Source organism: Photobacterium sp. R1 (assembly GCF_054600795.1).
The window spans coordinates 1-238 of sequence record NZ_BAAHZP010000949.1 but is presented as its reverse complement, the minus strand read 5'-3'; the positions used below and the strand labels follow the sequence as shown (position 1 = coordinate 238).

The following is a 238-nucleotide window of genomic DNA, read 5'->3' as shown; positions in this document are numbered from 1 at the left end:
GTATTTAGGAACCATCTTTTTAATGTGCTTCACCACAAAATTAACCAGCGTGCCTTTTGGCCGGGAAAGCTGATCCCCCAGACTGGTTAAAATGACATGCCCGACGCTGGTTTTGTCGACGATTTTCTCCAGCGTATGGGCGAAGTTCGACACAATCACAATGGCTTTTGCACCAGAGTCATTCAGTTGATGCTCCAGTTCGCGTGGTGTATAGAGTGGGTTGACATTAACCACCACA

1 protein-coding gene is annotated in these 238 nt (G+C 47.1%); it reads right to left on the bottom strand.

Going from position 1 to position 238, the window contains the following annotated elements; translation table 11 throughout:
• Window positions 1-238, bottom strand: a 238-nt coding sequence (locus ACYP03_RS27880) for an AMP-binding protein (protein ID WP_459782921.1), incomplete at both ends; no start/stop codon positions are given.